This window comes from Bordetella genomosp. 5 (assembly GCF_002261315.1).
Taxonomy (GTDB): domain Bacteria; phylum Pseudomonadota; class Gammaproteobacteria; order Burkholderiales; family Burkholderiaceae_B; genus Bordetella.
Genome location: NZ_NEVP01000004.1, coordinates 142,281 through 158,976 on the forward strand (window position 1 = coordinate 142,281; position 16,696 = coordinate 158,976).

Consider the following 16,696-nt stretch of genomic DNA (forward strand, 5'->3'; position numbering starts at 1 on the left):
CCAGCTTGACAGCGTTCCTAGCGTTCGCAATTATCGTCTTCTGTTTCTTGATAACCAGGCGGAATCATGCGGCTCGAGGATCTGGACTACTTTCTGGCGGTCGCGCGGGCGGGCCATGTGGGACGCGCCGCCGATGGCATGGGTATCAGTCAGCCCGCGCTGACCAAGGGCATACGTCGCCTGGAAGAGGCGCTGCAACTGCAGCTGTTCGTGCGCACGCCCAAGGGGATGGAGCTCACCATGCCGGGCAAGGTGTTCTATCAGCGCAGCCTGCAGGCGCGCCGCGATCTGGACGACGCGCTGCGGGAGGCGGGCGATCTGCATCGCGGCAGCATCGGGCTCGTCAGGGTGGGCGTGACGCCCTTGCTGGTCGACCCCGTCTTTAATGGCGCCTGCGTGGATCTGATGGCACAACGGCCAGCGGCCAAGATCAATGTGACAGTCTCGCTCAACGACGCGCTGATCCCCGCGCTGCGGCAGGGGCAGCTCGACTTCTCGATCAGCTCGCTACACGATTCCGCGGCGCCCGCGGAGTTCGATCGAATTCCCCTGTTTCGCGACAGCCTGTTCGTTGCCGCGCGGGCGGGGCATCCGCTGTTCGACCGAGCAAAGATTCGTTTCGATCATCTGATCGGGTTTGGCTGGATGTTGCCTGGCCTGCAGGTGGCTTCGCGGCGCTGGCTCGAAACGCGTTTCGAGCAGCGGGGAGCCGCGCCTCCCGAGATCGTGATCGAGTCGAATTCGTCGGTATCGAGCCTGGTGAGTGTGCTGCACGGCACGGATCTGCTGACCGTGATCAGCGAGATTACGCTGCGCTCCGAGGCAGGCAAGGGACTCTCGGCGGTACCGCTGGAGGATGTGACCTGGCATCGCGAGATCGGCATCATGACGCGACGCGGCGGTTATCTGTCGCCGCTGGCGCAACGGTTCATCGAAATTCTGCGCGAGCGCGCGGCAAAGCGCGCCGCGCGCTGACGCGGCCGCTCAGTTTGCCTGCAGCCCCAGCTTCTGGATCAACGGGCCGTATCGGTTCGACTCGTCGGCGATCATTTTGCGAAAGTCGTCCGGCGTGCCCGCGATGGGCGTGAACGACTGAGATTGCAGGGCCTCCTTGATGGCCTCCTGAGCCACCGCATTGTTCAGCGCAAGATTGAGTCGATCGATGATGGCCTGGGGCGTTCCCTTGGGAACGGCGATGCCGCCCCAACTGCCGCTCTCGAAGCCTGCATAGCCCGCCTCCGCGACCGTGGGCACCTTGGGCAGGGAAATGGCCCGCTGCGCGCTCGTCACCGCGATAGGCCGCACCTTGTCGCCCTGGATGAAGGGCAGGGCAGGCGCAACCGCGATGATGCCCACGCCGACCTGCCCGCCCACCAGGTCATTGAGCATGTTGCTGCCGCCCCGGTACGGCACATGCACGGCGTCGATGCCGAAGTGCTGCTTCACCGCTTCGAAGGTGAGATGCATCGACGAGCCGACGCCGGGACTGCCGTAGCTGAGCTTGCCCGGGTTCGCCTTGGCATACGCGGCGAGTTCGGCCAGGTTGTGAATCGGCAGGCTGCTGTTGACCAGGATCACGTGCGGCGACACGCTGATGCCGCCGACGGGGACGAGGTCGGTAATCGGGTCGAACGGCAACTTGGGGCTCAAGTGCTTGGCGATCGCGAAGTTGCCGCCGTATTCCAGTAGCGTGTAGCCGTCGGGCGCCGCGCTGGCGGCCTTGGCGCCGCCGATGTTGCCCCCGCCTCCACCCACGTTTTCCACGATGATGTTTTGACCGAGCTCGCGGCCGAGCGGCTCGGCGACCAGCCGGGCGATGTAGTCGAACTGGCCGCCGGCGGTGAATGGAACGATCAGCCGGATGGGCCGGCTGGGGTAGTCCGCCGCACGCGCCAGCGCGGGCTGCAAGAGGGTCAGCGCCGCGGCGAACATGACGAGGATCGCGCGCAGCAGGGGCCTCGGACGGGAGTCGGGTAGGTACACAGTTGTCTCCTGATTTGGAATGTCACGCCAGGCTGTCGTATGCGCCTGTTGCCACCTATTTGACGCGCCCGATTCCGCCTCGCGATGCCGCAATGGCTGATTTCGATAATCAGCGGGCATCGAGTCGGCCGATAACGCTGCGGTATCGGAAACGCATGCGGCGTTATGCCATGGCCCGACCGCTTGCCTCACGATGCCGCTACACATCGACGGAGGCTTTCCATGAATCAAGGACGATATACCACCCGCAACGCGGCGTACTGGCGCGACCGTCCCGCCATCATCCACGGTGATCGGACGGTGAGTTTCGGCCAGTTGGAAACCCGCTCCAATCGCCTGGCCAACTCCCTGTTGGGCCTGGGTCTGGTCAAGGGGGACCGCGTGGCCATTCAGGCCTGGAACTGCGCGGAAATCATCGAGCTCGAGTGCGCGCTGTACAAGGCCGGATTGGTGAAAGTGGCGCTGAACGCACGGCTCTCTCTGCGCGAGGTCGTCGAGACAGTGAACAATGCGCAGGCTGGCGTATTCATCGTCGACCCTGCACACGGGGATGGCGTGGCCGAGATCGCGGGCGAGTTGACGGCGGTCCGGCACATGATCGTGACTGGGGGCGCATCGATGCACGGATGGACGTCGTACGAATCGTTCATCGAAGCCGGTGCCGATCGCAACCCGGATGTCGACATGGCGGCCGACGATCTGGCGGTACTGCACTTTACGTCCGGCTCCACCGGCAAGCTCAAGGCGGCCATGCAGACCGTGGGCAACCGTATGGCATCGCTGCGCAAGGTGGTGATGGGTCGCATGCGGGCCAACCCCGGCGAGGTGCTGGCGCTTGCGGGACCGATCACACATGCAAGCGGCATGTTCATGCAGCCGTTTCTATTCCAGGGCGGCACGATCCTGCTGCACGACCGATTCGATCCCGAGACATTCCTGGCGTCGGCGGCGCGGCATCGCGCTGCCTTCAGTTTCATGGTGCCCACCATGGTCAACATGCTGATCGCCGAACCCAGTCTGCACCGGCACGATCTGAGCGCGTTGCGGCAGATTTCATATGGCGGCGCGCCCATGGCGCCGGCGCGCATCCGCGAGGCCTGGGACGCGCTGGGGCCGAAGCTCAGCCAGGGCTACGGCACCGGTGAAACCACCGGCGGCCTGGCGCTGTTGAGCACGCTCGACCATGCGCATGCGCTCGCGTCATGCCCGGAGCGGCTGTCGTCTTGCGGCCGCCTTTTTGGCGAGGGGGAGCTTGTGCTGGCGGGCGAGGCGGGCAGGCCGGTGGCACAGGGCGAGGTGGGCGAAATCACCGTGCGCGGCCCGGACGTGTTCGCGGGGTATTGGGGCGAGCCGGAACTGTCTGCCCAGGCGCTGCGCGACGGCTGGCTGCACACGGGCGACCTCGCCCGAATGGACGATGAAGGATTCGTCTACATCGTGGATCGCAAGAAAGACATGATCATCACCGGCGGGTTCAACGTGTATCCCACCGAAGTGGAGCAGGTGCTGTATCAGCATCCCGATGTGTACGAGGCCTGCGTGTTCGGCATCCCGGATGATAAGTGGGGCGAGGCGATCAAGGCGGTGCTCGTGCTCAAGCCCGGTGCACGAACCGGCGAGGCCGAGCTGATGGCGCACTGCCGCGCGCATCTGGCGGATTTCAAGAAACCGCGCAGTATCGACATCGTGGCAGAGCTGCCCAAGAACGCGAACGGCAAGCTCGCGCGCAAGCCGTTGCGCGACGCCTACTGGGAGGGGCAGGAACGCAAGGTGGGGTGAAATGGCTGTCGTGTGAACCGCAGGCCGCCTGTGCGGCCGGGTCCGCTCCGGCGCCGGAACACGCGGTCATAGATGCCGATGACTGCATCCCATCGGCACACCCAGCATCTCGCCGATCGCGTGCGCCAGGTTTCTCGCGCTGGCTTCGTCCAGTCCGTCGGTGCGGATCATGCGGTAGCCGAACGCGAAGCTGTATTGCCAGTCGAGCTCGAGGATGGTGTACGCGCGGCCGTCGGGGGCGTGCCACTGGACGGTCGGGTCGGCGTAGGCCGCGCCGATGAAGTCGAGATAGCTGCCGTAGGGCGGCAAGTCGTCGAGGGGCTCGGTGCTGCCGGGCAGCGTGGGTACGCTGAGGTTCTCACCCACGTGGACCGCGGGATCGGGGCCCTCATAGGCGAGCAGCAGCAGCCCGAACTGGCGCGGGTCCGCGTCGTAGGCCTGCGCGGCATCCGGGCTCATGAGGGCGCGGGCGGCGGGGCCCATGCGGTAGTACGGGCTGCGCCAATCGCTGCCTTCGTTGTCGGCGAAGGTATTGTCGAAGGCGATGCCGCGGGAGATGAGCAGCGCCAGCGTGTCGGCCATGCCCGCGTTGGCATGCAGCGGCAGATCCGCGGGCAGGGCGCCCGCGCGCATGTAGAGCGCCAGCACGTCGGCCGGCGTGCGCGTGCGGGCGTCGTATTGGTAGTCACAATCGAGCGCGCGGGAGAGCCGCAAGCTCAGGTTGTCCAATTCCCGCGGCGGAACACCGTCTCCTTCGGGCTTGAGCACATAACCCTGTTCGCGCAGGCGCGCCTCGAGGGCGCGCCAGTCGGGGGCCGGCAGGTGCGGATGCAACGGGAAGAGAAACTGATGGTGTTCGGACATCGCGGCGTCGGCCTCCTCGTGAGGGCCTCATCGTAAACGAAGTGCGCGTGCGCGCTGCGCGTTCAGAGCGTCATCACCATCTCGTGCCACGCCATGCCGCCGTGGTCGGAGGCCGACGGCCGCACATAGGTATAGCCGAGCTTCTCGTACAGCGGCACGTGGCGGTCTTTGCACATGAGGTGGATGGTGGCCTTGCCCATCGCGCGATTGCGGGCGATGAACTCTTGCATCAGGCGCGCGGCGTGGCCCTTGCCCTGTTCGGCGGGATCGACCACGACCGACATGATGACGACGTTGGGCGCGGCCGGATCGTGGCCGACCAGTTCCTTGAACGCCTCGTCGGACATCACCACCTCGGGCGCGCAGCCCGAGTTGATGAAGCCGATGACGCGGCCGTCCTGCTCCAGGATCAGGAAACCTTCGGGATACTGGGCGATGCGGGTGACGATCTTGGCGTGCGTGGCGGCTTCGTCGCCTTCGTAGGCGGAGATTTCGATGTCGTAGCAGCGGTCGGCGTCGGCGGGGCGGGCGGGGCGAAAAAGCAGGTTGCTCATGATGCGGGCGTGATTTGAATGGCGGCGGACATGGTACAGCGGCGCGCGTATCCCAAAGAAAAACGGGCCTTGCCCGAAGGCAAGACCCGTCAGTGTCGAGCAGCGGCCTGAGCGATCAGACGCCAACCACCGACACCGCCTTGGTGACGAGGTAGGGCTCGAGGGCTTCGAAACCGCCTTCGGTGCCGTAACCGGAGTCTTTCACGCCGCCGAACGGCAGTTCGGCCGAGGGCGTGGCGGGCTGGTTGATCCAGACCATGCCGACTTCCAGGCGACGCGACAGTTCGGTGACGTTCTTGAACGACTTGGTGAACGCGTAAGCGGCCAGGCCGAACGGCAGGCGGTTGGCTTCGTTGATGGCCTCGTCGAGCGACTCGAAGCTGCGCACGGCGGCGACCGGGCCGAAGGGCTCTTCATTGAAGATGTCGGCGTCCAGGGGCACGTCGGTCAGGACGGTGGGCGCGAAGAAGTTGCCGGCGGTGCCGATGCGTTGGCCACCGGTGGCTACGCGGGCGCCCTTTTCGGCGGCGTTTTTCACGATCTTGTCCATGGCGGCCAGACGGCGGTCGTTGGCCAGGGGGCCGAGCGTCGTGCCGTCAGCCAGGCCGTCGCCGAGCTTGAGCTTCTCGGCCTGGGCGATGAAGGCCTGCTCGAAGGCGGACTTCACGTCTTTGTGGACGAGGAAGCGAGTGGGCGAAATGCAGACCTGGCCGGCGTTGCGGAACTTGGCGCCACCGGCTGCCTTGACGGCGAGCTCGACGTCGGCGTCTTGAGCCACGATCACCGGCGCGTGACCGCCCAGCTCCATCGTGACGCGCTTCATGTGCTGGCCGGCCAGGGCGGCGAGCTGCTTGCCGACCGGGGTCGAGCCCGTGAAGGTGATCTTGCGGATGACCGGGTGAGCGATCAGGTAGCTCGAGATCTCGGCGGGCGAGCCGAACACCAGGCCCACGACACCCTTGGGGATGCCGGCATCGACGAAGCACTGCAGCAGGGCGGCAGGCGAGGCGGGGGTTTCTTCAGGGGCCTTGACCAGGAACGAGCAGCCCGAGGCCAGCGCGGCGCCGATCTTGCGCACGATCTGGTTGACCGGGAAGTTCCAGGGGGTGAAGGCGGCGACGGGGCCCACGGGCTCCTTCAGCACCATCTGCGTGGCGGCGGCGTTGCGCGCCGGAACCAGGCGGCCGTAGATGCGCAGCGCTTCGTTGGCGAACCAGTCGATGATCTCGACGCCGGCCAGGATTTCACCGCGGGCTTCGACCAGCGGCTTGCCTTGTTCTTGCGTGAGCAGGCGGGCGATGTCGTCGGCGCGTTCGCGCAGCAGCACGGCGGCCTTGCGCATGATGGCGCAACGCTCGTGGGCCGACATGGCGCGCCAGGTTTCAAACCCGCGCTGCGTGGCTTCGACAGCCAGGTCCAGATCTTCGCGGCTGGCGCTGGCGACCTGACCGATCTTGCCACCCGTGGCAGGGTTGACGACGTCGATGCGCTTGTTGCCCTTGGCTTCGCGCCACTCGTTGTCGATCAACAAGAGGGTGTCGGGGTAACTGCTCATGGGTGCTCCTAAGTTGAATGGGGAACTACGGTGCAGGTCGTCGGGCAATGCGCAGCACTGCGGCGGCCACAAACGTCTAGTGTAAACAGGGCAGGGGCCTGGAGGCGAGGGGCAGCGCGATTGGCCCCGGAGACCATGGAGCCAAGGTCATGAGGCGGCGGTGCCCGCAGGACGCGCTAAGTCTTGGAAAACGTTGGATTTTGTCGCGTTGCGGCGAGTCGATGGGGGCGGATCACGCCGCGGGGCGGCGTGCCGCGAGACTTCATATTCTGTTACGGGGGGCGGGAAAACTGGCCCAGGAGCCGGGCCGGCGGCGCGCTCAGGGCGATCCCGCGGGTCTGGTCACGCCACGCGCCAGCGGCAGCCCGGCATGCGGCGCCTGGGCGGTCAGGATCGCGCCAGTCGTGGAGTCGGTGCAGTACACCGTGCGGCCGTCGGCGCCGCCGAACGCGAGGTTGGTGGTGGACTGGCCCGCCGGGCTGCGCCAGATGATGCGCGGCTCGGCGCGGTGGTCGAGCAGCCACACGTAGCCCAGTCCCGGGTTGCAGACCAGCAGGTTGCCCTCGGTGTCCACGGCCAGTCCGTCGGGCCCGCTCGGGCCGTGCGAAGTGAAGAACTGGCTCACCTTGCTCACGCTGCCGTCCGGCAGCAGCGGCACGCGCCAGACGCAATTGCCGCGCGTGACGGCAAGATAGAGCACGCGGCCGTCGGGCGAGAGCGCCACGCCGTTGGGGCTGGGCACGTTCGCAAGCAGCAGGTCGAGCTGGCCATCGGGGCGCAGCCGGTAGAGGCGGCCGCTGGGATCGTGCAGCCCGCTCTGGCCCTGGTCCGTGAAGTACAGATTGCCCTGCGCGTCGAAGATCAGATCGTTCACGCCCTTGAAGCGCTCGCTGTTGCGCCGCTGCAGGAACGGCGTGACCTCGCCGGTGCGGACATCCAGCTTCATCAGGCCGTTTTTGTAGTCGGTGATGAGCAGGTGCGTGTCGTCGATGAACTTCATGCCGTTGGGCTCGCCGTCGTACTCGGCGACGACCGACCATTCACCCGCGGGAGAGACGCGGAAGACGCGGCCCCACGGGATGTCGGTTACGTAGAGATTGCCGGCGCGATCGAACACCGGGCCTTCGAGAAACGAGTCCGCGGGCACGCCGCCGCGATTGGCGTCGGCCCAGTCGCTGCGGCGCGCGCGGCGCAGCGACTCGGGAAGCGAGGTCCAGATCTCGAACTCGATGAGTTCGGGAGGGTTCAGATAGAACATGCGGTTTCCTTGGGCGGTGGGCGATCGCGCGGGATCACTTGGCGTCGAAGCCGATGGTGCGGGCGACGTTGCCCCACATCGTATTGCTGTCGGCCAGGATGCGGGTGAACTCGGTGGTGTCGGCCGCGCGCGGCTCGGCGCCCATCTTGGTGGCGAACGCCTTCATCTCGGGCGACGCCATGGCTTTGGCCACTTCGCGCTGCAGCCGGGCGGACACTTCGGCGGGCGTGCCCTTCGGCACCCAGAGTCCGGTCCAGTTCACCACGCCGAAATCCTTGACGCCGGCCTCGGCGAAGGTGGGGACGCCGGGCAGCACGGCCAGGCGCTTGTCGCCGCTGACGGCCAGCAGCCGGAGCTGTCCGCCCTGCACCGGGCCCATGATGCCGGTGGTGGAGGCGAACTGGAAATCGATGGTCTTGCCCATCACCGCCTGCGTGGCCTCGGCGGCGCCCTTGAAGGGTACGTGCATGAACTTCGCGCCGGTCGCCGCGGCCAGCCCTTCGGCGGCGAAGTGCGGCGTGGTGCCCGGTCCGCCCGAACCATAGGTGACGAGGCCGGGCTTGGCCTTGCCCTGCGCGATCAGGTCGCCCAGCGTGCGATAAGGGCTGTCGGCGGAGACGGCCAGACCCATGGGTGCGAATACGAACGCCGAGACGGGTTGCAGGTCCTGCGCCGGATCGAACGGCAGCTTCTTGAAGATATGCGGCAGCAGCGAATAGGTGGTGTCGTTGGCCACCAGCGTGTAGCCGTCGGGCGTGGCGCGGGCCACCTGGCTGACGCCGATGGTGCCGGTGGCGCCGGGCTTGTTCTCGACGACGAAGGTCTGGCCGGTCTGCGTGGACAGCATCTGCGCCATCTTGCGCGTGGCGACATCGACCGCGCCGCCGGGACCGTAGGGCACGACGATACGCACGGGACGCTCAGGCCAGGTGTCGGCGGCCTGCGCGGCCGGCAGCCACGGCGCGGTGAAGGGAAGGACGGCGAGCGCCAAGACGGCGCCGGTGCGGGAAAAGCGGATCATGGTTGTCATCCTCGCTATTCGTGGCTCAGTCGGCTTTCAGGCCGAGCTCGTTCGCCAGCTTTTGGTAAGTATCGATCTCTTGCGACAGCTGTGTGGTGAATGCGTCGCCGCAGGTCTGACGCGGCTGCACGCCGAGCGCATCGAGGCTTGCCCGCGTGGCAGGCGCCTGGGCGAAGTCCCGCGCGACCTTTTCAAGCGTGGCGCGCACGTCCTGCGGCAGGCCGGCGGGGGCGAGCACGCCGTACCAGGCGTCGGCCGAGTAGCCCGGCACGCCGGCCTCGGCGAAGGTCGGCACCTGCGGCAGTTGAGGCAGACGCTGCGGCGCGGCGACGGCCAGGGCGGTGAGCTTGCCGGCCGTCACCTGCGGCAGCACCGAGCCCAGCGTCGCGAACGAGCTGTCGACCTGGCCGCCCATCAGGTCCGAGATCGCCTGCGCGGCACCCTTGTAGGGGATGTGGTTCATCTGCGTCTGGGTCAGGCGCTGAAACTGTTCGGTGGCGAAATGGCCAGAGCTGCCGGTGCCGGGCGTGGCGTAGGTAATGCGGCCCGGCGCCTCGCGCACCTTGGCCAGAAACGCATCGAGTGAGTTCACGCCCATCGCGGGGCTGGTGACCAGCACGGTGGGGCTCACGGCAAAGGCGCAGAGCGGCGTGAAGGATTTGAGCGCGTCGAACTTTACCCGGTTGCTGTAGAGCGCCGGAATCATGGTGTGATTGGTCGCGCCGACCAGCAGCGTGTAGCCGTCGGGCGCGGCCTTCGACACCGCCTCGGCGGCCAGGATCGTGTTGGCGCCGGGTTTATTCTCGACGACGAAGGTCTGGCCGAGCGCCTGGCCGGCGTACGACGCGAACGCGCGCGCCACCACGTCGGTCGGGCCACCGGGCGAGAAGCCGACCACGACGCGCACGGGGCGCTCGGGATAGGCCGCATGCGCGGTCGCGCCGCAGGTGGCGGCAATGGCCAGGCTCAGCGCGAGCAGGGGTTTGTTCATGTTTGTCTCCTGATGCGGATGGATCGCATGAGGCGGCTCGCGCCGCGTCATTCTTTGGTGATGCCGGCGCGTGCCAGGATGCCGGCCGAGCGCTGCATCTGGTCGTCGATAAAGGCCTTGAATTCGGTGGCGCTGGAGCCGACCGGCTCGGCGCCGAGATCCTGCAGGCTCTTGCGCACGGCCGGGTCCCGCAGCACGGCGCGCAGCTCGGTCTCGATGCGTGACGCCACGTCGGCGGGCAGGCCCGCGGGAGCAAGCACGCCATTCCACTCGTACACCGCGTAGTCGGGCACGCCGCTCTCGGCGACCGTGGGCACGTCGGGCAGCGCCTCGACCCGTTTGGGCGAGCTCACGGCCAGCGCGCGCAGCTTGCCGCTTTTCACCAGCGGATACGACGCGGCCATGTTGCTGAACATCATGTCGGTCTGGCCGCCCATCAGATCGGTGAGCGCGGGCGCGCCGCCCTTGTAGGGAATGTGCGTGAGCGCGATGCGGTTGCCCTGCGCGAACCAGGCGGCAGCGATGTGCTGCGCGGTGCCCTGGCCCGGCGTGGCGAAGGTGAGGTGGCCGGCCCTGGCCGCCGCCGTCAGGTCCGCCACCTTCTGGTACGGCGCTTTAGCGGCGACGACGAGCAGGTTGGGCGTGAGGCTGACGAGCGAGATCGGCTGGAAATCCCGCTTGCTGTCGTAGCTGAGCGACTTGTACAGCGAGGGATTGATGGCGAACGCGGTGGCATCGTAGAGCAGCGTGTAGCCGTCGGCCGCGGCGTGCGCCACATTGGCGGCGCCGATGGTGCCGCTTGCGCCGGGACGGTTTTCGACCACGACGGTCTGTTGCAGGCGGGTGCCCAGGGCCATGGCGACCAGGCGGGCCTGGGCGTCGGCCGCGCCACCGGCCGAGTAGGGCACTACCAGCTTGATGGGGCGCTCGGGATACTGCGCCAGGGCGCCGCCGGCGGACAGGGCCAGCACCGCTGCCAGGAAAGGACGGATAAAAGACATGGTGTCTCCTCGTGAGAGGGCGGTCGCGCGGCCTGTGCCGGCCGCTGCGCCGCGGGGCGTAAGGTTTCGGGTTGGCGGACTCAGACGGTGGCGATAGGCGTGGCCGGGGAGCCGATGGCGCCGGGCAGGCGCAGCGGCGGTGCGGTCAACAGAAAGCGATGGCGGCCATGTTCGCGCAGCCAGCGGGCCAGCGGCGTGAGCCACCACAGTTCGCCCAGGTGGATACCGTTCTTGAACAGGCAGTGTTCGTGCAGCGGCAGGCGCGGCCGGCGCAGCGGCGAGCCCCCTCCTGCGAGATTGAGCGGCTGCGGCAGCTCGACCGCCGGGTTGTCCGCGATCAGGCAGGCCAGGCGCACGTCCACGATCCACCGCAGCAGACGCGCGTCATTGCCGTCGAGGCCACTGCCGGTCGCGTGCAGGTGCGCGACATCGGGCTGGCGGTTCATCGACATCAAGGTCTCGCCGAAGCCGGTGTGCAGGCACACCATGTCGCCGGACTCGATCTCGACGCCGTCGGCTTCGAGGATGCGCATGAGCGCGTCGTAGCCCACGGCGGTACGCGTGCGGCCCACGTGCGCTTCCAGGTCGATCATCACCGCGCGACCCTGCGCGCCGTGCTCGGCCAGGTGCTCGATGCCGAGCGCATCGGCGCGCGGACCCGGGAAGCGGGCCCAGTCGGCGGGTGCCCGCGGATCTTCGGTGGCCGCGTGCACGTGTTCGCCGGCGCGGTAGCCGTTGTAGAACACGGCTTCGTCATGGCCATCGCCGTCGGCATCGAAGCGGCTGCCCATGTGGGCGAGGCTGTCCCACTGTGTGGAGTACTGCGTGTTCATGAGCAGCACGTCGTCGCAGACCACATCGGTGAGCTGCGGATCTTCGGACGCATACGACCAGCAGTAGCCCTGCACGCCGGCGCTCTTGCCGTCGCGCAGCGTGGCATAGCGTTGCGGCGGCAGACGCCGGGGGTTGAGCGCCATGCCGCCCGGCACGTCGAGCGGGAGTGACAGGCAGAACGTCAGCCCCTCCCGCGCCTCGGCGATGCCTTGCAGCACCTTGGCGCGGTCCACCAGATTCATGCGGCCGCGCTGATCATCGGGGCCGAATTCGCCCCAATGACTGTCGGGCGGCGCGTGTTTCCAACGTTGCGACATGGCGCTTTCCTTTATGCGTGCGTGGGCTGGCGGGCCAGCACCTCGAGGGCGTTGCGGGCCGCCGCGACGCCCATGTTCACGTAGGCCGCGCTGGTGACGCCACCGATGTGCGGGCTCAGCAGGATGCGGGCCTCCTGCTGGAACGGATGGCCGGCGGCCATGGGCTCGGTGGCGAAGCTGTCCAGCCCCGCGCCGTGCACGTGACCCGAGCGCACGGCGGCCAGGAGCGCGTCTTCGTCGATCAGGCCGCCACGGGCGGTGTTCACCACGATCACGCCGGGGTGGCAGGCCGCCAGCGTGGCGGCGTTGAGCATGCCGCGGTTGTCATCGGTGAGCGGGCAATGGAACGAGACGGCATGCGATTCGCGCCAGATGGCGTCGAGCGCCACGGGCTCGATGTAGGCGGGCAGGTTTTTGGCGTAGGGGTCGTAGCCGATCACGCGCATGCCGAGGCTCTGGCCCATGGCGGCCATGCGCATGCCGATCGCGCCCAGGCCCACCAGCCCCAGCGTCTTGCCGTCGAGCTCGATGCTCTTGTGGGTGGCCTTGTCCCAGTGACCGCCGCGCATGCGGGCGTCCAGCGTCACCACCGATTTGGCGCAGGCCATCAGCAGGGCCAGCGCCTGCTCGGCGACGGCCGCGGCGTTCACGCCGATCGCGGCGACGACCTCGATGCCGCGCGCCTTCGCGGCCACTTTGTCGATGGTGTCGGTGCCGCTGCCGTGCTTGGAAATCACGCGCAGCGCGGGGGCCGCGTCCATCGCGGGCGCGCCGACCTTGCTGTAGCGCACGATGATGGCCACCGGGTTGTGCTGACGGCACAGGGCGACGATGTCGTCCTCGGACGGCGTCTTGCCGGCGAACACGACCTGGAAATCGTCGAGCAGCGCGAGAGCCTCGGGCGCCAGGTCGGCCGCCGTCACGAGAAGCGCGGGCTTTGCGACGGCATTCACAGCGATTCTCCTTCTTTGAGGACGCCGGCCGCGCGCAGGGCGGCATTGAGCCACTTGGCCTCAGTGTCGCCGCCCTGAATGGCGGCGATGCGGGCGGCTTCGTCGCGCACCTTCTTTTCGGCGGCGGGCAGCAGGCCTTCGAGCTTTTCGCGTTCGACCACGACCACGCCGTCGGCGTCGCCGATCACGAAGTCACCCGGGTGCACCGTCACGCCACCCAGCGAAATCGGATGGCCGATGCGGCCCGGGACGTTCTTGGTCGGGCCGTTGGGATTCGTGCCGGCAGCAAACACCGGGTAGTCCATTTCGATGATCTCGGTGGCGTCGCGGGCGGCGCCGTCCATCACCACGCCGGCGATGCCGAGCTGGCGGCAGGCGTTCATCATGATGGTGCCCATGAGCGCCGCGCTCAGGTCGCCCTTGCCGTCGATCACGAGCACGTCGCCCGGCTTGGCCAGCGAGAGGGCGGCGTGGATCATCAGGTTGTCGCCGGGACGCACCTCGACGGTGAACGCCGTGCCGGCGAGCTTCATGCCCGGGTGCAGCGGCCGGATGCGGCCGTGCAGCGCGCCACGGCGGCCGGCCACGTCGGCCAGGATGGCGGGTTGCAGATCCGCGGCACGGCGCACGAGGTCGGCGCTGACGCGGGGGAAGTCTTTAATGATGTCCGGGTTTGCCATGAGAAATTCCAGGGTAGAGAAAGGTAGGGGCGGCCAGCGGCCGGCGCCACGCGCGGGCGCCGACTGCAAATCGAAGGGAAGGTGGGGGATTACTCGACGCGGGCGCCCGAGTCCTTGACGATCTTTCCCCAGCGGATGCGGTCGTCATGGATGAGTCGGGCGAACTCCTCGGGCGTGCTGGTCAGCACGCGCGCGCCTTGCTCCTGATACTTTTTGGCCAGATCCGGCGTCTTCAGCGCCTTGTTGAACTCAGCGTTCAGGCGCTTCACGATCTCCGGCGGCACGCCGTCCGGCGCGGCGAGGCCGAACCAGGTGACGGCCTCGAAGCCCGGATAGCCGCGCTCGGCGATGGTGGGCACGTCGGGCATGTCGGGCACGCGCTGCGCGGAGGTCACCGCGAGCGCACGCATCTTGCCGTTGCGCACATGGCCGATCAGCGTGGGCACCGAAGACAGGTACATGTCGATCTGCCCGCCGATCAGATCGTTGGATGCCTGGGCCGCGCCTTTGTACGGCACGTGCATGAGCTTGATGCCGGCGGCGTTCTGCAGCTGCACGGCAGCCAGATGCGAGACGGTGCCGTTGCCGGAGCTGGCGTAGCTCAGCATGTCGGGCTTGGCCTTGGCGGCCGCGATCATGTCGTCGAGCGACTTGAGCGGCGAGTTGGCCGGCACGACGATGACGAGCGGCGCGTCGGCGATCAGGCCGATCGCGGTGAGGTCCTTTTCCGGGTCGTACGGCAGCTTGGGATACAGCGTGGGATTGATGGCCAGGTTGCTGGTCTGGCCGAGCACCAGGGTGTAGCCGTCCGGGTCGGCCTTCGCCACGGCGTCCACGCCGATGTTGCCGCCGGAGCCGGGGCGGTTCTCGGCCACGATGTTCCAGCCCGTGTTGCGTGCCACACCGAGCGCGGCCTCGCGGGCCAGCACGTCGGTGCCGCCGCCCGGCGGGAACGGAACGATCAGGCGGATGGGCTTGTTCGGAAAGTCCTGCGCCAGGCTGAGCCCGGTGGCGCAGAGCAAGGTGAGGCCCGACAACAGGCGCACGATCCTCTTCATGATTTGTCTCCGATGAATTTGTTTTTGGTGAAAGGGATTGTGGTCGCGTGTTCCACCCAATACAATCCATGTTCGTATAGCGAAACATGTCTCGTACAATGAACACTGATCCAAGCCAAGATCCGGATGCCGATCCGGCCGAAGAGGGCGTGGTCGCGGTGCGCCGCGCCATGCGCATCCTCGAAGCTTTCGGCGTCGAAGACACGCATCTGTCGCTGGCCGAGCTGAGCCGCCGCACCCAATGCCACCGATCCACGGTGCTGCGCCTGGCGCGCACGCTGGCGCTCGACGATTACCTGGCGCAGCGTGCCGACGGCACGTGGCGTCTGGGCCGCGCGGCGGGCTGGCTGGGCGCCTGTTATCAGGCCACGTTCAATGTGGTCGATGTCGTGCAGCCGGTATTGCGCGAGCTGTCGGCGGCCACGGGCGAGAGCGCCACGTTCTATGTGCGCGAAGGCAATCAGCGCATCTGCATGGCGCGGGTGGAAGGGCCACGGTCCATCCGGCATCACGTGCGCGTCGGCGCCGCGCTGCCGCTGGTCCAGGGGAGCCCCGGACGAGTGCTGCTGGCGTTCGCGGGCGAGGCCGGCGAGCCCTACGAATCGATTCGACGCGCGGGCTACATGATTTCGCTGGGCGAGCGCGACGCCGAGGTGTCGAGCATCTCGGCGCCGGTGTACGGCATCAACTGGACGCTGCTGGGCGCGATCTGCATTTCCGGGCCGCTCTCCCGCCTGACCGAATCCGTGCTGCTCGAGCACAAGGAGTCGATCCTCGGCGCTGCCAGCCAGTTATCGCGTTCGATGATGGGCGTGCGGCAGGGCGAGGGCCGGTAGGCGCGGGTCGCCCAGGCTCGCGCTGCCGCGGTTCCACCGCTGCCGTGCCGCCGGCGGCCGAACAGGCGTCGGGTACACTTGCGCAGGCTTTTTTTCTCTTCCGAAGGTCGCATGCCCCTCATCGAATTTACGCTTGCCGAAGGCAGCCCCTACATCGAAGTCAACCAGCTGCTCAAGGCCACTGGCGTGTGCGATAGCGGTGGCGCGGGCAAGGCGCTCGTGGCCGAGGGCTACGTCAGCGTGGGCGGCGTGATCGAGACCCGCAAGACCGCCAAGATCCGCGACGGCCAGATCGTCGACTGCGGCGATGTGCGCATCGTGGTGCGGGCGGCATCATGAAATTGAAGATGGCGAAAAACTCCATCTTTGCGGTGCTGCTGCGCTCATCGTGGTGGATGAGCGCGGGGGTGGCTCTGCTGCTCTGCGTTGGTGGTTTCGCCGTATTGCCGCGCGATTTCGCGGCCATGGGCGTGTTTGCCGCCGTGCCGTTCGCCGTGATCGCGATCATCGCGGGCTACAAGCAGGCGAAGCGTCCGTCCGAGGCACGCATCGAGGTGGTGGTCAAAGCGGTGGCGACCCTGCACTGGGACCGGTTCCGCCCGCTGGTCGAGGCCGGGTTCATGCGCGACGGCTGCGAGGTGCGGCATCTCACTACCCCCGGCGCCGACTTCGCCCTCACCAAGGACGGCAACGTCGCGCTGGTCAGCGCCAGGCGCTGGAAAATCGCACGCGTGGGCGTGGAGCATCTGCGCGAGCTGCAGGCGCTACGCGAACAGCAGGGTGCGCGCGAAGCGATCTTCATCACGCTGGGCGATGTTTCCGATAATGCCTGGCAATACGCGAGGCAGCACGACGTGGCAATCATGCGGGCGCCCGAGCTGGCCCAGCTGCTGCGCCACCACAAGTTCTAGCCTCCAGGGCCCCCGGGCCGCCGGTATTCCTGAGGCCCCGGCGCCTGACGCCACCGGTATTTCTTCCTGCACGCCCGCGCCCGCCGCGGGCGTTTGCCTTC

The 16,696-nt window shown here is 67.6% G+C and carries 17 protein-coding genes; 5 read left to right on the plus strand and 12 right to left on the minus strand.

Translation table 11 applies throughout. From position 1 onward, the window contains the following. The first annotated feature begins 66 nt into the window (after positions 1–66). Positions 67–975: a LysR family transcriptional regulator gene (locus CAL25_RS06185; RefSeq protein ID WP_094799080.1), complete on the plus strand. Its 909-nt coding sequence runs from the start codon at positions 67–69 to the stop codon at positions 973–975. A gap of 9 nt (positions 976–984) precedes the next feature. Here CAL25_RS06185 and CAL25_RS06190 read toward each other — a convergent pair whose 3' ends face one another. Beyond that, positions 985–1,932, minus strand: a complete 948-nt coding sequence (locus CAL25_RS06190; RefSeq protein ID WP_170948401.1) for a Bug family tripartite tricarboxylate transporter substrate binding protein — start codon at positions 1,930–1,932, stop codon at positions 985–987. A 273-nt stretch (positions 1,933–2,205) separates the two neighbouring features. Here CAL25_RS06190 and CAL25_RS06195 point away from each other — a divergent pair, with 273 nt between their 5' ends. Further along, complete coding sequence (locus tag CAL25_RS06195; protein WP_094799082.1) at positions 2,206–3,762, plus strand: AMP-binding protein; 1,557 nt, start codon at positions 2,206–2,208, stop codon at positions 3,760–3,762. Between the two features lie 66 nt (positions 3,763–3,828). On the opposite strand, the gene CAL25_RS06200 is transcribed toward CAL25_RS06195, so the two are convergent. From CAL25_RS06200 to CAL25_RS06250, 11 genes are all read right to left on the minus strand, one after another. After that, positions 3,829–4,626, minus strand: coding sequence for a hypothetical protein (locus CAL25_RS06200; RefSeq protein ID WP_094799083.1), 798 nt, complete (start codon positions 4,624–4,626; stop codon positions 3,829–3,831). Between the two features lie 62 nt (positions 4,627–4,688). Continuing rightward, positions 4,689–5,180: a GNAT family N-acetyltransferase gene (locus CAL25_RS06205; RefSeq protein WP_094799084.1), complete on the minus strand. Its 492-nt coding sequence runs from the start codon at positions 5,178–5,180 to the stop codon at positions 4,689–4,691. Positions 5,181–5,295: 115 nt separating this feature from the next. Next, complete coding sequence (locus tag CAL25_RS06210) at positions 5,296–6,735, minus strand: NAD-dependent succinate-semialdehyde dehydrogenase (RefSeq protein ID WP_094799085.1); 1,440 nt, start codon at positions 6,733–6,735, stop codon at positions 5,296–5,298. A 319-nt stretch (positions 6,736–7,054) separates the two neighbouring features. Then, positions 7,055–7,993, minus strand: a complete 939-nt coding sequence (locus CAL25_RS06215; RefSeq protein WP_094799086.1) for an SMP-30/gluconolactonase/LRE family protein — start codon at positions 7,991–7,993, stop codon at positions 7,055–7,057. 34 nt (positions 7,994–8,027) lie between these two features. Beyond that, positions 8,028–9,014 carry a Bug family tripartite tricarboxylate transporter substrate binding protein gene (locus CAL25_RS06220; protein ID WP_094799087.1) on the minus strand — a complete coding sequence of 329 codons (987 nt, stop codon included), beginning with the start codon at positions 9,012–9,014 and terminating at the stop codon, positions 8,028–8,030. A 25-nt stretch (positions 9,015–9,039) separates the two neighbouring features. Next, complete coding sequence (locus CAL25_RS06225) at positions 9,040–10,005, minus strand: Bug family tripartite tricarboxylate transporter substrate binding protein (protein ID WP_094799088.1); 966 nt, start codon at positions 10,003–10,005, stop codon at positions 9,040–9,042. A gap of 47 nt (positions 10,006–10,052) precedes the next feature. Continuing rightward, entirely contained in the window at positions 10,053–11,006 is a 954-nt protein-coding gene (locus CAL25_RS06230) for a Bug family tripartite tricarboxylate transporter substrate binding protein (RefSeq protein WP_094799089.1), read from the minus strand. A gap of 80 nt (positions 11,007–11,086) precedes the next feature. Further along, on the minus strand, positions 11,087–12,157 hold the full coding sequence (locus CAL25_RS06235; protein WP_094799090.1) for a cyclase family protein: 1,071 nt from the start codon (positions 12,155–12,157) through the stop codon (positions 11,087–11,089). 11 nt (positions 12,158–12,168) lie between these two features. Then, positions 12,169–13,110 carry an NAD(P)-dependent oxidoreductase gene (locus CAL25_RS06240; protein ID WP_094799091.1) on the minus strand — a complete coding sequence of 314 codons (942 nt, stop codon included), beginning with the start codon at positions 13,108–13,110 and terminating at the stop codon, positions 12,169–12,171. Then, positions 13,107–13,790 carry an RraA family protein gene (locus CAL25_RS06245; protein WP_094799092.1) on the minus strand — a complete coding sequence of 228 codons (684 nt, stop codon included), beginning with the start codon at positions 13,788–13,790 and terminating at the stop codon, positions 13,107–13,109. The genes CAL25_RS06240 and CAL25_RS06245 overlap by 4 nt, the downstream gene beginning before the upstream one ends. A gap of 89 nt (positions 13,791–13,879) precedes the next feature. Further along, positions 13,880–14,848, minus strand: coding sequence for a Bug family tripartite tricarboxylate transporter substrate binding protein (locus CAL25_RS06250; protein ID WP_094799093.1), 969 nt, complete (start codon positions 14,846–14,848; stop codon positions 13,880–13,882). 98 nt (positions 14,849–14,946) lie between these two features. Here CAL25_RS06250 and CAL25_RS06255 point away from each other — a divergent pair, with 98 nt between their 5' ends. The 3 genes from CAL25_RS06255 (at position 14,947) to CAL25_RS06265 (ending at position 16,595) form a co-directional block, all read left to right on the plus strand. Further along, positions 14,947–15,684 (plus strand): IclR family transcriptional regulator, encoded by a 738-nt coding sequence (locus CAL25_RS06255; RefSeq protein ID WP_094799094.1) that lies wholly within the window; start codon positions 14,947–14,949, stop codon positions 15,682–15,684. 111 nt (positions 15,685–15,795) lie between these two features. Beyond that, positions 15,796–16,023, plus strand: coding sequence for an RNA-binding S4 domain-containing protein (locus CAL25_RS06260; protein ID WP_094799095.1), 228 nt, complete (start codon positions 15,796–15,798; stop codon positions 16,021–16,023). Continuing rightward, a complete protein-coding gene (locus CAL25_RS06265) occupies positions 16,020–16,595 on the plus strand; it encodes a restriction endonuclease (protein ID WP_094799453.1) in 576 nt (191 codons plus the stop codon). Before CAL25_RS06260 ends, CAL25_RS06265 begins: the two co-directional genes overlap by 4 nt. Positions 16,596–16,696 lie beyond the last annotated feature (101 nt).

Bases quoted from the DNA above. Each gene is read 5' to 3' on its own strand.
- CAL25_RS06185 (WP_094799080.1), top strand. From the start codon at position 67: ATGCGGCTCGAGGATCTGGACTACTTTCTGGCGGTCGCGCGGGCGGGC.
- CAL25_RS06190 (WP_170948401.1), bottom strand. From the start codon at position 1,932: ATGTTCGCCGCGGCGCTGACCCTCTTGCAGCCCGCGCTGGCGCGTGCG.
- CAL25_RS06195 (WP_094799082.1), top strand. From the start codon at position 2,206: ATGAATCAAGGACGATATACCACCCGCAACGCGGCGTACTGGCGCGAC.
- CAL25_RS06200 (WP_094799083.1), bottom strand. From the start codon at position 4,626: ATGTCCGAACACCATCAGTTTCTCTTCCCGTTGCATCCGCACCTGCCG.
- CAL25_RS06205 (WP_094799084.1), bottom strand. From the start codon at position 5,180: ATGAGCAACCTGCTTTTTCGCCCCGCCCGCCCCGCCGACGCCGACCGC.
- CAL25_RS06210 (WP_094799085.1), bottom strand. From the start codon at position 6,735: ATGAGCAGTTACCCCGACACCCTCTTGTTGATCGACAACGAGTGGCGC.
- CAL25_RS06215 (WP_094799086.1), bottom strand. From the start codon at position 7,993: ATGTTCTATCTGAACCCTCCCGAACTCATCGAGTTCGAGATCTGGACC.
- CAL25_RS06220 (WP_094799087.1), bottom strand. From the start codon at position 9,014: ATGATCCGCTTTTCCCGCACCGGCGCCGTCTTGGCGCTCGCCGTCCTT.
- CAL25_RS06225 (WP_094799088.1), bottom strand. From the start codon at position 10,005: ATGAACAAACCCCTGCTCGCGCTGAGCCTGGCCATTGCCGCCACCTGC.
- CAL25_RS06230 (WP_094799089.1), bottom strand. From the start codon at position 11,006: ATGTCTTTTATCCGTCCTTTCCTGGCAGCGGTGCTGGCCCTGTCCGCC.
- CAL25_RS06235 (WP_094799090.1), bottom strand. From the start codon at position 12,157: ATGTCGCAACGTTGGAAACACGCGCCGCCCGACAGTCATTGGGGCGAA.
- CAL25_RS06245 (WP_094799092.1), bottom strand. From the start codon at position 13,790: ATGGCAAACCCGGACATCATTAAAGACTTCCCCCGCGTCAGCGCCGAC.
- CAL25_RS06250 (WP_094799093.1), bottom strand. From the start codon at position 14,848: ATGAAGAGGATCGTGCGCCTGTTGTCGGGCCTCACCTTGCTCTGCGCC.
- CAL25_RS06255 (WP_094799094.1), top strand. From the start codon at position 14,947: ATGAACACTGATCCAAGCCAAGATCCGGATGCCGATCCGGCCGAAGAG.
- CAL25_RS06260 (WP_094799095.1), top strand. From the start codon at position 15,796: ATGCCCCTCATCGAATTTACGCTTGCCGAAGGCAGCCCCTACATCGAA.
- CAL25_RS06265 (WP_094799453.1), top strand. From the start codon at position 16,020: ATGAAATTGAAGATGGCGAAAAACTCCATCTTTGCGGTGCTGCTGCGC.